Raw genomic sequence first — 15,193 nt, forward strand, 5'->3', positions numbered from 1 at the left:
GGAGATGGCAGTCAGTCGGGACTGAAGATGAGCTTGCGCGCGCTCTCGATCTGCGGCGCGGGCGTGGCGTACAACTTGTTGACGATTTGCTCAACCGCGCCACCATCGACTGGATCGATCGGATACCCCGCGCTCTTCATTGCCGCGATGAAATCGGGATCGGCGATGGTCTTCGCGAAAGCCGCACGCAGTGCGTCGAGCCGGTCTTGCGGCACATTCTTCGGCACCGCGATGGGACGCCCCGCCTGAAACGGCAGCAGGAACAGGTTGAACAGCGCCTTGACGTTGGGGTCGGTGATATAGGTGCTCAGGTTAGGCACATTCGGAAACTCGGGCGGGCTTTGCCAGCCGAAGTCCAGCAGCACTTTGAGCTTGCCGTTGGCGAGCATCTGCACCGGCGGGCCCTCCTGGAGTCCGTCGACGGTCGAAGCCCAGCCATCGACTTCGCCGCGCTGCATGGCCAGATAGACTTCGCCGCGCCCCGTATAGCCGGGGACGACGCGCATTTTGGTGCCGAGATATTGATTGAGCAGCGCAGGCAGCGTGCGATCCTCGTTGGAGAATCCGGTCGCGCCAACATAGATCTTCTTTTTGGAGAGATCGCCGGCCGTCGTCACGCCAGTGCGCGTCATGGCGACAAGGCAATAGTCGACCTTGTTGAGACTGCCGAGCCAGCGCACCTGGCGCGGATCGAACCGGTTCTGTCTCGGATCGAGCAGCGGAATATAGAGGTTGTTGCGCTGCAGGAACCCAATCGCGGTGCCGTCATCGGGTTGTCTCGACTCAAGCGAGGCGGCGGCAACCATGCCCCCTGCCCCCACGACATTCATCACCACAGCGCGGGGCTGGCCAGGAATGTACTTGACGAAGAAACGCGCGAACTGACGCGCAATGATGTCGGTCGGCGTGCCTGCGTCGGCGCTCACGACAAGGGTCAATGTCTTGTCGTGATAGAAGTCCTCGACCGACTGACCCGACACCGGTCCGGCAACCGCTGTCGCGGCGATGCTGACGAGCGCCGCGACAGCGCACAGTGCGCTCCTGTAGTTCATAGCCGTCCATGTCTCCCTAATTGATCCGCGATCCGCCATCGTGGCGGGCCGAAGACACTCGCCGCCCCGATGCCGGGCCACGTCGTCTCCGTTTGTTTGCGCATTGAATGCAATGGATTGTGCCAGCGCGCTGCAGCACATCAATTGAGAAAAACGGCCGGGGGGTTGAGCAAATGGTTAAGTGGTTAAGCCTCGGACGGCACGGCTGCAATGGGCGCGAGCGAGACCGCGGGAATGGGCGCCAAGGCGCAACGATTGTGCCTGCCCTCGCGAGCGGCGCGCGCGGGCGCCGCGCACCCGCGTGCGCCCTCAATGCGAGGCTTATTGCACGGTCGTGGATGGGTGGCGCCGCTTCGCTTTGGCGGGCACGGACGCACCGCGCGATGGGGCGCCGGGCCCCGGCTGCAGACGCTCGGCGGCCTCTTCCAGGCACGCCACCATGAGTTGCGCACTGGGGCTCAAGCCACGATTGCGATTCCACAGCACGCCGGCCGGGCGCAGCAGCCGGGGCAGGCTCAACGGAAGCGTATGAAGCGGCTGCGCGGAGTCGCCGCCCGGCGTGCCTGCCATCACGGCGATGAAGTCGGAGACTTGCAATTGCGCACGCGCGACGTGAACCGAGAGCGTCTCGATGTAGTTGTTGGTCAGGGGGACCTCGTGCGCCTCGAGCGCTCGCTCGAGCGGATCGCGCAGTATCGAGCCGGGCGGCGGCAGTATCCAGGGATATGGACGCAGGTCCGACCACTCGAGGGTTTTCTTGCGGGCCAAAGGGTGATGATGGCCCGTCATCAACAACACTGGCTCTTCGAGTAGCTCCTTCTCCTCGAAGCTGCCGAGCGTATCCGGAGGCGGGAGGCGCCCCACCACCAGATCCAGGTGGCCCTGCCAGAGTTCGGGCAGCAGCAACGCCGTCGTTCCTTCGGTCACCATCACATTGGTGCCGGGTGAGCGCTGCTTCAGGAGGCTCAGCGCCTGGGGCAGCAGCACGGACGCCGAAGCGGGCAACATGCCGATGTGGACCTTGCCTTCGGTGCCCGATCTCAGGGCTTTCAGCTCGTCGCGGGCCTGGTGCAGGACGGTCAGCATCGTGCGTGCGTGGCGAATCAGGCAATCGCCATATGGTGTGGGCATCAGGCCCTGTGTGGTGCGTGAGAACAGCGTGAGCCCGAGCCCGCGTTCGAGTTCGGCGAGCGACTTCGATACGGCAGGGACCGTGACGTGGGTGACGTCGGCCACCTGGGTCAGATTGCGGTAGGTGTCGATGGTCACGAGCAGCCGCAGGTGCCGCGCCTTCAGGTTGATTTGCAGATACCAGTCGAGCTCTGACACGTTGTTACTCCGCCGGGTTTACCGTCTCGTTAAGCGTGAGGTCGTTTTACTCAATCGACTGCGAGGTTGCGCGCTGGCATGCTTCGGGTGTCGTAGGGGATGCACGATGCGCGATGTGCGTCGCTCGGTGAGCGATCTGAATTTTGCTGATGTGACGACGGCGGTCAATTGAGAAATTGGGTTGGGGGGATTGAGTGAATGGTTAAATCGCTTGGGGCGGCGTAGTTAGGCCCTCATCAGGGCCCGGTTGCGGAGTGTATTGCGCTGAGCGCTTGATTTGAGAGTTTTGTTGCGGTGCTCGCTTTGGCCTTAACTTGTATTCGCGGCGGGCCGCAGGCGTTGCCCCTGTGCGGGGCGGCACCTACTTTTCTTTGCAGCCGCAAAGAAAAGTAGGCAAAAGAAAGCGGCTCAAACCGCTAGTGTGACGCCGTCCACCACTGCCCTGTCATTCGGAGCGGCTCCGGGGCATCCGTCTCCTCGCTCACTCCGCGTTAGTGACAAGGGGCTCATTCTTCCCGCCACGCGCTACGCGCGGGCGGAAGGGTCTGCAGGGAAAACCGGGCGGGCTGCGTGGCGATTGCGCGAAGTTCTGCCGGGCAAATTGGCGATTGCGCAGGAATGGTTCCGGGCGAATATGCCGGAGTCCTACTAATACGCGAGAGTCCTTCCATATGAATACGCTGGAGTCCCACGAATACGCGTATATCCCAATGGTTTTTGCTATGCCCCACGGCGCGCGTAGCGCCGCCGGATGGATGAGCCCTTAGTCACTCCGTTTGACGGCGAGTGGTGACAGACGCCCCGGAGCCGCTCCGATATACAGGGCAGTGGGGGACGGCGTCACACTGGCGGTGTGAGCCGCTTTCTTTTGCCTACTTTTCTTTGCGGCTGCAAAGAAAAGTAGGTGCCGCCCCGCACAGGGGCAACGCCTGCGGCCCGCCGCGAATACAAGTTAAGGCCAACGCCCGAATACCCGCATATACCATGCGCCCGCCCTCGCATATACTATGCGCCCGCCGCTTGCCGCCGCCTGGCTTTGACCGGGGCCGAGGCCGGGGCCACCTCCTCCCGCGCCCCCCCGCGCGCCCCCTTCTTCAACCGCTCAGCGGTCTCCTCCAGACAAGCGAGCATAAGCTGCGCACTAGGCGTAAGCCCACGATTCCGATTCCACAGCACACCAGCCGGGCGCAGCAACCGAGGCAAACTCAACGGCAGCGTATGAAGCGGCTGCGCGGTGTCATTAGCGGCGGCACCAGCCATCACGGCAATAAAATCCGACACCTGCAAGTGTGCACGCGTAACATGAATCGAGAGCGTCTCGATGTAATTGGTAGTCAACGGCACATCATGCGCTTCAAGCGCCCGCTCAAGCGGATCACGCAATATCGAGCCAGGCGGCGGCAATATCCACGGATACGGCCGCAGGTCCGCCCACTCCACGGACTTCCTGCGAGCCAACGGATGCTGGCGTCCCGTCACCAGCGTGACCGGCTCCTCGAGCAGTTCCTTCTCCTCGAAGCTGCCAAGCGTATCCGGCGCCGGCAGGCGCCCCACGACGAGATCGAGGTGCCCTTGCCAAAGTTCGGGCAGCAGCAACGCCGTCGTCCCTTCGGTCACCATCACGTTGGTGCCCGGTGAGCGCTGCTTCAGGAGACTCAGCGCCCGAGGCAGCAGCACCGAGGCCGATGCCGGCAACATGCCAACGTGAACCTTGCCCTCGGTCCCCGAGCTCAACGCTTTCAACTCGTCGCGAGCCTGGTGCAGGATCGCCAGCATCGCGCGCGCGTGGCGTATGAGGCAATCCCCATACTGCGTGGGCATCAAGCCCTGCGCCGTGCGCGAAAACAGCGGCAGACCGAGCCCCTTTTCGAGTTCGGCGAGCGACTTCGACACGGCCGGCACCGTGACATGCGTGACGTCGGCCACCTGAGTCAGGTTGCGATACGTGTCGACCGCCACGAGCAGCCGCAAGTGCCGTGCCTTGAGGTTGATCTGCAGGAACCAATCGAGCTCTGACACGTCGCCTACTCCTGCGCATTTACCATCTGGTTAAGCATAAGGCAATTTTACTCAATCGACTCGCACGCCGCTCGCTGGCAAGATCCGCAACCGGGCGGCTTCTCACGCGCACAAATCATTCCGTTCCGCATTCACGCCTCGCGATGCGCTCCGCGGCTCATGCGATTGCGCGCCCAACTTTTCCACGTATGACAATTCGCCGGACAGGCCGGCGCACGGAGACTGCCGATGACCCAGACATGCACCCGCCGCCGCTTCTTGCGCAGCACCGGGTTGCTCGGGCTAAGCCTCGCTGCGGGCGGATTGGCAGCCCCGTACGTCGCGCGAGCCGCCGCTACCCAACTCACGATCGTCAGCAACCCGGGACTCGAGAACGCCACGCTCAATGCGCTAATGGAACAGCAAGGCTACTTCAGGCAATTCGGCGTCGAGGCGCGTATCGTCGAGGCGCCCGGATCCACGGGCCCCTTCAATGCCATCGTGGCCGGGTCGGCGGATGTCTGCATGGTGTCGGGGTACGACGGGGTGCTATCGCGAATCGAGCAAGGCGCCAGCGTCAAGATCGTCGGTGCAGGCATGAAGAAGTGCGCACTGACGGTCTTTGCACGACCCAACGGCATTCAGGCGCTTCCCGATCTCAAGGGCAAGACAGTCGCGGTCGGCCCGAAGCTGGGCCTGCTGCATATGCTGATGCTGCAACTCCTGAAAGAAAAAGATATCGACGCCAGGCAGATCAATTTCGTCAACAAGGGGAGCAACGAGCAGTGTTATGAGGCCGTCGTCAAGGGCGAGGCCGATGCCTGTTGCGCGAGCATTTCGCATCTGAACGACAAGGATGGGCTGGTGGTCGTCAGCGAGGGCAACGTGTGGCAGGCGCTGCCGAGATGCATTTTCCAGACGGCCTATGCGTCGGACTCCGCACTCCGTGACAAGCACGATGGCATGGTCGCGGTGATGGCCGCTTACGGGGCGCTATACGACTACCTGATGTCGCCGGCCGCCCATGACGCCTTCTTCGAAGCGCGCAAGCATGCGCAAAAGCCGTTCGACCGTGCCTCGGCTCAAGCGATCTGGGATTTCAACCAGGCGCAACGGCCCTACTCCAGAGATCTGTCGCTGAGCGCCGACGACATCGGCTATCTGCAGGACATGGATATCGGACTGGGGAGCCTGAAGCACAAGCAATCGTTCGCCGAGGTGGCCGACATGTCGGCAGCCGAAGCCGCGGCGAAGCTGTCGGGCTAAACCCGCCACGCGAAAAAACACCCCAGAACGCTGGATCGGTATCCGGCATTTTGGGGTGCGAGGAAAGCGGGGCATGCCGTATGCTGCGCAAGCCCCGCGCGGAATTTAGAACAGATGCCTGATGCCCGCAATGACCGAGAGTTGCGCACCGCCGGGCGGTGGGTCGGCGACGGGCGACATCGTGCTCGCCGAAAGCGCGAGCTTGCCGCCGTTCTTGATATGCTCGCCGGTTATGTAAAGCGACGTGCGCTTGGACAAGAAGTATTGGCCACGGAGAACGAACACCAGTGCCTTGTTGGGCGAGCTGTCGTACTTGAGATCGGCCACCATGCCGTCGACGTAGAGGAACGGGGTCACGGGCACGGTGCCCGATACCCAGATCAGGTTGCTCTTCGGCGTGGCAATGCCTTGATCGTCGCGCCGGATCCAGCCGAGGCCAAAGCGGGCACCTTTTACGTTCACGTAGCCGCCGAGGATGAGGCGGCTATCGTGGAGCTTCGGCGAAGTGAGACCTCCGTATGTCGCCGAGGTGCCGCCATAGTTGCGTTCATAGGCGCTGGTCAAGCCCCAGTAATGCGTTTCGTACTTGAGCATTGCCGAATATTCCCTGCATTCCGTAGACGGAGTGGTCTCGCCAGGGCAATTGCTGGCGGCATTGTTCGCCGGGTCCCCGTTCACGGCGTCACGGCCAAAGCTCCAGTTCACGCCGGCGGTGAGCCCGGCAAACTCATATCGATAGCTGATCGAGTTATCCGCGCGCGCATTGGCGATGCCGTTGTCCAGCGTGGTAATGCCTTGTGCGCCGGTACCGAACGGATTGATTGGCGAAGTCGCATAGAACCGCATGGTGTACTGGCGGCCGAGCGTGAGGCGGCCGTATTTTCCGTCGAGCCCCACGTAGGCTTGCCGTCCAAACAAACGCCCACCCTGGCTCGAGGTGCCCGCATTCGGTGAAAAACCGCCTTGCAGGTCGAATATGGTTCGGATCCCCCCGCCCAGATCCTCGGTGCCGCGAATACCGAAGTAGGAAGTCGCCGTGCCGGAGCCCACCTGAAAAACGTTGGAGGTGGTCTTACCCGTCGCTGCGTTGTTGAGAAACTGCACCCCTTGATCGATCAAGCCGTACAGCGTGACCGCGCTGCCGCCGCCCTGAATCTCAGCGGCGGCGGCCTCGTCTTCTGCGTGGGCACAAACCGGTGCAATGCTGATCAGTGCAGCGCAGGCGCATATTGCGCTTCTGTAGTACATAGCCGTACCTGTCTCCTGATTGTGATCGCGATCCACCCTGATCGCGAGCCGCAACAGCTCGCCGCCCCGATGCTGGATCACGTTGTCTCGTTTCATTTGTAATGCACTGAAATTTTGCCAGCGTGCCGCCACAGGTCCATTGAGAAAAACGGCCTCGTAGTTGAGTGAATGGTTAAGCTTTCCTCCGGCCTGCTTGCGGGCCTGCTTGTCGATGTGGTGCGCCTGTTATACCGTCGCTCGGCAGATCTAGCTGCGCTTGATCGAAAACGCCGATTCGTGTCGGTATATTAGTGTTGCCCCTGTGCGGGGCGGCACCTACTTTTCTTTGCCGCGGCAAAGAAAAGCAACCGTATTGGGAGTCAAGCGGTTGCTGGCTGGCAGAGGCTGGATTGCCGACACGTCTATCAGCAATGCATAGGCGAGCGCATACCGCACGATTGATGATCGCGCCCGGACTGCCCGCCAACGGGGCAATGCGTGATGAAACTCAGTTGAGCGGCGGACTCCAGTGCGTGGCGTTACGAACCATTGCATTAAGCGTGACGACGAGCTTGCGGATGCAGGCCGTGATAGCTACCTTGAACGGTTTGCCAGCCTTGCGTAGCCGGTCATAGAACGCCCGGATGGTAGGGTTAAAACGCAGCGCGGGCACGCAGGCCATATAGAGGGCGCGCCGCACGACAGCGCGCCCGCCCTGGATACGGCGCTTGCCGATGTGCTTGCCGCTGTCGCTATTGAAGGGGGCGACGCCGGTGAGCGCAGCGATCTCGCGGCGGTTCAGGGACCCGAGCTGGGGCATGAAGGCGATCAGCGTCGCGGCGGCGCCGGGACCGATGCCGGGCACAGAGCGTAGCAGGTCTTCCTTCTGGCGCCACGCGGGCGAGGAGCGCAGGAATGAATCGATGTCATTGTCGGCGATCTTGATCTGCAGCTTGAGCCATTTGATGTGCTCGTTCAGACTGTCCCGCGCAGCAGCATGGGCGCGTTCAAGACGAGCTTTCGGCCACAAGCATCTCGATGAGCTGGGCGCGGCGCAGCAGCAGGGCCTGTAACTGCTCCGTCTGCAGATCGTTGAGCGGGCGCACGTCGGGCTTGAGGACCGCGGCGAAATGAGCGATGGCGAAGGCATCGATGCGATCGGTTTTAGCGCGCGTGCCGGTTGCGCGGGCGAAGTCGCGAACCTGCCGGGGATTGACCGCGACAGCGGGCAGGCCGGCTTCGCACAGGGCCCTGAGCAGGGCGAGTTCAAGCTTGCCGGTGGCTTCCAGGACGATCAGCGTGGGGTTCAACGCGATCAGGCGTTGCACCAGCTGTTCAATGGCGCGGGGCTCATTGTCGACACGAAAATGTTCGGTGGTGTCATGAATGGCAACATCGAGCGCGGTGCCGCTGACGTCGATGCCGATATAAACGGAATGAGAGTGGTTCATCACGGTACCCATACTTGCAGAAAAATACGAGCTCGGGGCTCAGTCAACTGTTCGGGCTAGGAGGATGAAAAGGACAGTCGCTCAAGCTTTTCTGCGTGCTCGAGGCACGGTAGGCAGACGAGCTGACTGTCCCTGTGACGGCAACTGATCAGGTCGACGTCACAGAAGGGAATATACAAGTAGGCAAAAGAAAGCCGCTCACACCGCCAGTGTGACGCAGTTCACCACTCGACTTATATCGGAGCGGCTCCGGAGCGTCTGTCACCACTCGCCCCAAATCGGAGTGACTAAGGGCTCATCCATCCGGCGGCGCTGCGCGCGCCGTGGGGCATAACCCAAACCGGTTGGACGGCCGCGTTTTAGTAGGACTCCAGTGTATTTGCTCTGCAGCATTCCCGCGCATTCGCCGGGTAGCACGCCCGGTTTTCCTTGCATACCCTTCCGCCCGCGCGTAGCGCGCGGCGGGAAGAATGAGTCCCTTGTCACTAACGCGGAGTGTGCGAGGCGACGGATGCCCCGGAGCCGCTCCGATAATAAGGGCAGTGGGGGACTGCGTCACACTAGCGGTGTGAGCCGCTTTCTTTTGCCTACTTTTCTTTGCGGCTGCAAAGAAAAGTAGGTGCCGCCCCGCACAGGGGCAACGCCTGCGGCCCGCCGCGAATACAAGTTAAGGCCAACACCCCAAAAAAATCCCCCCAACCAATTCCCTCAATCACAAATTGAAAGCACCAAACAAGCGCCTGAAACCCACCGCGCCCAGCGACTCTCCCGCCAGTTTCTAGAAAGGCGGCACCGACGCAACAGCCTCATCAAAACAATCGATCAAATAATCGCACGCCGCGGTATTAAGCGCATCTCGCCGCGAGATAATACCAACCGCAACACGCGGCAAGCGCTCCTCCACTGGCAACGCGATAACCCGATCGTTGAACCATGCAGCTTCGAGAAAGCTCTTCGGACAACACGACAACAGATCGCTATTAAACGACAGCGAAAAGCTCGCACTAAAGGAACTGCATTCGACCGCCACACGCGGCGCCGCCGCCCCCACGCTCACGAAATAGTCCTGCAACACCCGCCCGAGGCTCTCCGGCGTGGTATTGAGCATCCACTCGGCACTGCCCAGATCGAAGATAGACCGCGCCTGCGCGAGCGGATGCCCCTTGCGCGCCGAGATGATCAGCTCCGCCTCGAGGAGCGGCCGGAACTGAAATTCGCCGGTGATCTTTTCTTCGTCGACAATCGCGATGGCGAAGTCCAGCGTCCCATCGCGCACGCCCGCCATGGCCTGGGTCAGGAACCCCTCCTGCACGGAAAGACGCGTCGTCGACATGCGCTGCCTGAAGGTGCGGATCGCGCGCGGGAGGTACTTCAGCGACATCAGCGGCGTGACCGCGCACGACACCACCCCGCCCTCCATGCCCGACAAGCGGTAGACATCCTCGCGCGCATGCTGCATCTCCGCGAGGATCAGCTTCGCACGCGCGTAGATGGCCCGGCCGAATGGCGTGAGTTGCGCGCCCCGCGCATTGCGCGCGACGAGCGGCACACCGAGATCCTGCTCGAACTCCCGTATCGCCTTCGTGAGCGCCGGTTGCGACAGGCACAGCGTCCTGGCGGCAGCCCGCAGGCTGCCGTGTTCGGCAATCGCAACGAGTGCGCGCAGCTGGTTGTGTTTCAAGGGCAGGCCCCCGCGTTGGTCTGGTGAGTGGCAGATGCCAGGCGATGCTACATCGGGTGAACCCGTATGGCCATGAGGCTTAGCCCGTAGCGGCGCGCGCCGGCGATGCCCTGCGATAACCCCGTGTTATCACAATAAGAAAAAGCAACTCGGTGGCTTTATTTTGTCTCCCTAGACTCTTCCTGTCGTGAAGCGCGCCTGCGCCATTCTCGCGACATCAGCGACATCAGCAATGCCGTGCCGTCCGAAAGAACGTTTCACTCAAGACAGGGATGCCGTTCATGAAGTCAACGTCAATCAGCACCGCAGCACCCGGCACGCTTGCCGCGCCACAAGCCATCTCGACGCGCGGCCTGATCGTCGCCACCACGATCGGCAACGCTTTCGAATTCTTCGATCTCACGGTCTATAGCTTCTTTGCCGTGCTGCTAGGCAAGCTGTTCTTCCCGCTCGCCTCGGCGCAGCAGCAATTGCTGCTCTCGGTTGGCACGTTCGGCGTGGGCTTTGTCGCGCGGCCATTGGGCGGCGTGATGTTCGGCCTGCTCGCGGACCGCTTCGGCCGTGTGGTCGCGATGAATCTGACGCTGCTCACGATGGCGCTCGGCACCGCACTGATCGGCCTTACGCCCACCTATGCGAGCATCGGCATCGCCGCGCCCATCCTCGTTCTGGTCGCCCGGCTGCTGCAGGGCTTTTCCGCGGGCGGCGAAGTAGGCGTCGCCACGACGCTGCTCGCGGAGCGCGCGAGCGCGAGCCGGCGCGGCTTCATCACGAGCTGGCAATTCGCGAGCCAGGGCGCCGCGGCACTGGCCGGCTCGTTCGTCGGCTTCCTGCTTTCGCACTTTCTCGACACGGCCTCGCTCGAAAGCTGGGGCTGGCGCCTGCCGTTTCTCGCGGGCGTGCTGATCGCGCCGCTCGGCCTCTATCTGCGCGCGCGCATCGGCCACGAGGAGTCCGGCACCAACGAACACGTGCACGGCGGGCATGCGGCCCGCAAGCAGCACGGCGTGCTGCGCACCGTGCTCACGCGCGACGCGATGCAGTTGCTCTTCGCGCTCATGCTCGTGATCGGCGGGACCTCCGCGCACTTTATCGTGCTCTATTACATGTCCACCTATGCGATCAAGATCCTGCATCTGCCGATGGACACCGCCATGTGGTGCGGCATTCTCTCGGGCGCCGTGATGCTGGTCGTGTCGCCCATCGGCGGCCTCATGTCGGACCGCTTCGGCCGCAAGCGCGTGACCGGCTACTCGCGCGCCGCGTTGACGCTGCTGATCCTGCCGGGTTTCCTCGCGATCAGTCACGCGGGCTCGGTGGCCACGCTCTATCTCGTGGTTTGCGCACTCGCAGCGCTGCACTCGATCAACGCGGGCGCCACGGGCCCACTGCTCCCCGAGCTGTTCCCGCGCAGCACGCGCGCCACGGGGCTCTCGCTTTCGTATGCAGCAGGCGTGTCGATCTTTGGCGGCTTCGCGCAATTCATCGTGACCTGGCTGATTGGCGCAACCGGCAACCCGAACGCACCCGCGTGGTACGTGATCGTGTGCGGGGTGATCTCGCTGGTCCCGCTCGCTTTCATCGTCGATCGCACCCGCGAGGAAATCTAGTTTCCTCAGCGATTCAATTGCGCTCGCTGATTCGTTTGCGTTCGCTCCCGTAAAACCTTCGATTCGAACTTTCCACCATGTACGACCCACTGCCGACTTCCTCCCCGCCGGTTTCATCTGATTCGTTATGCGAAGCTTCTGCGATGACGCTGCTGGACCTGCAGCGCAAGCGCGAAGTCAGTGCCACCGAGATACTCGACGCCCACCTCGCGCGCATCGAGACCGTCAATCCACACGTCAACGCACTCGTGACGATTCCGGACGCCGCGCGCCTGCGCGAGCGTGCACGCACTATCGATGCGCGCTGGGCGCAAGGCGAATGGCAAGGCCCGCTGCACGGGCTGCCCGTATCGCAGAAGGACCTGACGGCCACACGCGGCGTGCGCACGACGTTCGGCTCGAAAGCGTTCGAGCACCACGTGCCCGAGCACGACGCGCTGATCGTCCGGCGCTGCGACGCGGCGGGCGCGCTGATGATCGGCAAATCGAATACGCCCGAATTCGGCGCGGGCTCGCATACGTTCAACGAGGTATTCGGCACGACGCGCAACCCATGGGACCTGAGCAAGTCCGCGGGTGGCAGCAGCGGCGGCGCGGCCGCGTCCGTGGCGAGCGGCATGAGTCCGCTCGCCTGCGGCAGCGACATGGGCGGGTCGCTGCGCAATCCCGCGGCGTGGAATGGTGTCGTAGGCCTGCGCCCGTCGCCGGGACGCGTGCCGCGCGCGCCGGACCTCAACGCCTGGACCACGCTCGGCGTCGATGGCCCGATGGCGCGCAATGTCGAGGACACGGCATTGCTGCTGAGCGCGATTGCCGGGCCGAGCGGCGAAACGGCCACCGAGCTCGGCGAGCCGGGCGCGCTGTTCGCCCGCCCCTTGCAACGCGATTTCCGCGGCGTGCGCGTGGCGTTTTCCGCGGGTCTTGCGGGCGTGCGCGTGGACCCGGAGATCGAGCGCACCGTCCGCGCCCAGGCAAGCGTTTTCGAGTCGCTCGGCTGCGAGGTCGTGTTTGCCGACCCCGATCTCACCGACGCCGAAGACGTATTCCGAATCGAGCGCGCCTGGATGATCGGCACACTCGTGCAGCAGCTCGACGCCCGGAGCCAGGCGATGCTCAAGCCCGAGATCGAGGACGAATGCCGGCTGCACCGCTCGCTGAGCGCCGCCGACCTTGGCCAGATGTTCGTGCGCAAGACCGCGCTATTCCAGCGCATGCGCGAGTTCATGAACCAGCACCCGTTCTACGTGCTGCCCGCCACGCAAATGCTGCCATTCGACGCGAGTCTGCGCTGGCCCGAATCGTTCATGGGGCAAGCCCACACGTCCTATATCGACTGGATGCGCATTTGCTGGTACCTCTCCTCGACCGAATCGCCGGTGCTTGCTGTGCCCTGCGGATTCAGCGCCACGGGGCTGCCCATTGGCATGCAGATCGCCGGGCGCTATCGCGACGACTGGGGCGTGCTGCAACTCGGCCATGCCTATGAGCAGGCGGCGGCGCATCGCCATTCGCGCCCGAGCGTGATAGACGCCTGAGCCTGGCGCCCGGTGTCGCGCTTTCAGACGACATCGGCCTCTACCCGGTTTATCGCCGGCGGCCGTCACACGGCCGCCTGGCCCCTTGAGCGCCCGCGCTGTGCGGTGCGCCCTCGCTTCTCGCAACTCCAACCTGAGCGTCAGACCACATGAAAAAAACGCTACTTGCAGTTTGTGCCGCCATGGCCGCGCCCGCCTGCGTGCATGCACAAAGCTCTGTCACGCTGTACGGCATCATCGACGAGGGCATCAGCTACTTCAGCAACGCGGCCACGGCCAATCCTGGCGGCGGCGTATCCGGGCACAGCGCCGTGCGTCTCTTGAGCGGCGTGATGCAGCAAAGCCGCTGGGGGCTGCGCGGCTCCGAGGACCTGGGCGGCGGCTTCAAGACGATCTTCGTGCTCGAGAACGGCTTTGACGCGAGCACCGGCAAGCTGGGCCAGGGGGGCTTGCTGTTCGGCAAGAAGGCTTATGTGGGCATTGCATCGCCGTACGGGATAATTACGCTCGGCCGGCAGTACGACACCAATGTCGACATTATCGGCACGATGGAAGCCGGTGGCCAATGGGGCGGCTATATGGCCGCGCATCCGGGCGACCTCGATAACATCAACAACACCAACTCGACCAATAACGCCATCAAGTTCACGAGCAACACGTATGCGGGCTTCACCGTTGAGGGCATGTTCAGTCCCGGCGGTGTCGCGGGCGACTTCGCGCGCAACCGGATCTGGTCGGTGACGGGCGGATATGCGAACGGCTCGCTTGCGCTCGGGGCTGGGTATCTGGATGTCGAGAACCCGAATACCTCGTTCTTCGGTAGCGGCGGGAGTCCCGCGGCGGTCGTTAATGGCGTGCCCGGCAGCAATATGGTTTCGCCGGTTTATTCTGGGTATGCTTCCGCGAAGTCGATGGCGGTGATCGATGCGGCGGCGGCTTATACGATTAGTTCGGCGACAGTGGGGGTCGTTTATTCGAATACGCGGTTTCGGGATTTGGGGGACCTTTCGTCAGGGCCGAATCCGCGTGGGTTGAGCGGGACTGCGGTTTTCAATAATGTTGAGGTTAACTTCCGGTATCAGTTTACGCCGGCGTTGCTGTGGGGGGCGGCGTATGACTATACCCGCGGTGGTTCCGTGGGCGGGCAAGGCGGCGCTTCGTATAACCAGTTCGCTATGGGGGTCGATTATCTTCTTTCGAAGCGGACTGATGTGTATCTGATTGGGGTCTATCAGAAGGCTTCAGGGATCGATTCGACTGGGCATGATGCTGTGGCCGCAATTAATGGGCCTTCGGCTTCCGCTGATGATAAGCAGGCTGTTGTTCGTGTTGGGATCAGGCATAAGTTTTGATTTGGTGTTTTTTTAAGGTGTGGGGTGGATTTTTTTTTTGCAGTTCCTTGCAGGTTGGCCTTAACTTGGTTTCGCGGCGGGCCGCAAGCGTTGCCCCTGTGCGGGGCGGCACCTACTTTTCTTTGCAGCCGCAAAGAAAAGTAGGCAAAAGAAAGCGGCTCACACCGCCAGTGTGACGCCGTCCACCACTGCCCTGTACATCGGAGCGGCTCCGGGGCATCCGTCTCCCCGCACACTCCGCCTTAGTGACAAGGGACTCATTCTTCCCGCCACGCGCTACGCGCGAGCGGAAGGGTCTGCAAGGAAAACCGGAGGTATCCCAGGCGAATGCGCGAAGTTCTGCCGGGCAAATTGGCGATTGCGCAGAATTGGTTCTGGACGAATATGCTGGAGTCCTACTGATATGCGAGAGTTCTTTCATATAAATACGCGGAGTTCCACGGATACGTGTATATCTGAATGGTTTTTGTTATGCCCCACGGCGCGCGCAGCGCCGCCGGATGGATGAGCCCTTAGTCACTCCGCTATACGCCCCGTGGTGACAGATGCTCCGGAGCCGCTCCGATAAAAAGGGCAGTGGTGAACTGCGTCACACTGGCGGTTTGAGCGGCTTTCTTTTGCCTACTTTTCTTTGCCGCGGCAAAGAAAAGTAGGTGCCGCCCCGCACAGGGGCAACGCCTGCGGCCCGCCGC

The 15,193-nt window shown here is 62.5% G+C and carries 9 protein-coding genes and 1 pseudogene; 4 read left to right on the forward strand and 6 right to left on the reverse strand.

The genetic code is table 11. The features are described from left to right. Positions 1 to 11 precede the first annotated feature (11 nt). From E1956_RS29990 to E1956_RS30000, 3 genes are all read right to left on the reverse strand, one after another. A complete protein-coding gene (locus E1956_RS29990) occupies positions 12 to 1,052 on the reverse strand; it encodes a Bug family tripartite tricarboxylate transporter substrate binding protein (protein WP_134756048.1) in 1,041 nt (346 codons plus the stop codon). A gap of 321 nt (positions 1,053 to 1,373) precedes the next feature. Next, positions 1,374 to 2,381, reverse strand: a complete 1,008-nt coding sequence (locus tag E1956_RS29995) for a LysR substrate-binding domain-containing protein (protein ID WP_134756050.1) — start codon at positions 2,379 to 2,381, stop codon at positions 1,374 to 1,376. A 1,005-nt stretch (positions 2,382 to 3,386) separates the two neighbouring features. After that, positions 3,387 to 4,400 (reverse strand): LysR substrate-binding domain-containing protein, encoded by a 1,014-nt coding sequence (locus E1956_RS30000; protein ID WP_134756052.1) that lies wholly within the window; start codon positions 4,398 to 4,400, stop codon positions 3,387 to 3,389. 228 nt (positions 4,401 to 4,628) lie between these two features. On the opposite strand from E1956_RS30000, the gene E1956_RS30005 reads away from it, so the two are divergent. Then, complete coding sequence (locus tag E1956_RS30005; protein WP_134756054.1) at positions 4,629 to 5,645, forward strand: ABC transporter substrate-binding protein; 1,017 nt, start codon at positions 4,629 to 4,631, stop codon at positions 5,643 to 5,645. Positions 5,646 to 5,750: 105 nt separating this feature from the next. Here the strand turns inward: E1956_RS30005 and E1956_RS30010 are convergent, their stop codons facing one another. From E1956_RS30010 to E1956_RS30020, 3 genes and pseudogenes are all read right to left on the reverse strand, one after another. Beyond that, entirely contained in the window at positions 5,751 to 7,025 is a 1,275-nt protein-coding gene (locus E1956_RS30010; protein ID WP_232072091.1) for a porin, read from the reverse strand. A gap of 355 nt (positions 7,026 to 7,380) precedes the next feature. Beyond that, positions 7,381 to 8,323: pseudogene (locus E1956_RS30015) on the reverse strand (IS110 family RNA-guided transposase). A gap of 778 nt (positions 8,324 to 9,101) precedes the next feature. Then, on the reverse strand, positions 9,102 to 10,004 hold the full coding sequence (locus E1956_RS30020) for a LysR substrate-binding domain-containing protein (protein ID WP_134756056.1): 903 nt from the start codon (positions 10,002 to 10,004) through the stop codon (positions 9,102 to 9,104). Between the two features lie 281 nt (positions 10,005 to 10,285). On the opposite strand from E1956_RS30020, the gene E1956_RS30025 reads away from it, so the two are divergent. The 3 genes from E1956_RS30025 (at position 10,286) to E1956_RS30035 (ending at position 14,501) form a co-directional block, all read left to right on the forward strand. Beyond that, positions 10,286 to 11,614, forward strand: coding sequence for an MFS transporter (locus E1956_RS30025; protein WP_134756058.1), 1,329 nt, complete (start codon positions 10,286 to 10,288; stop codon positions 11,612 to 11,614). A gap of 77 nt (positions 11,615 to 11,691) precedes the next feature. Continuing rightward, the gene (locus tag E1956_RS30030) at positions 11,692 to 13,149 is read left to right on the forward strand and encodes an amidase (protein ID WP_134756060.1); all 1,458 of its coding nucleotides are present in this window, start codon (positions 11,692 to 11,694) and stop codon (positions 13,147 to 13,149) included. Between the two features lie 149 nt (positions 13,150 to 13,298). After that, positions 13,299 to 14,501, forward strand: a complete 1,203-nt coding sequence (locus E1956_RS30035) for a porin (protein WP_134756062.1) — start codon at positions 13,299 to 13,301, stop codon at positions 14,499 to 14,501. Positions 14,502 to 15,193 lie beyond the last annotated feature (692 nt).

The sequence above is a fragment of the Paraburkholderia pallida genome (genome assembly GCF_004524855.1).
GTDB classification, from domain to species: Bacteria; Pseudomonadota; Gammaproteobacteria; order Burkholderiales; family Burkholderiaceae; genus Paraburkholderia; species Paraburkholderia oxyphila.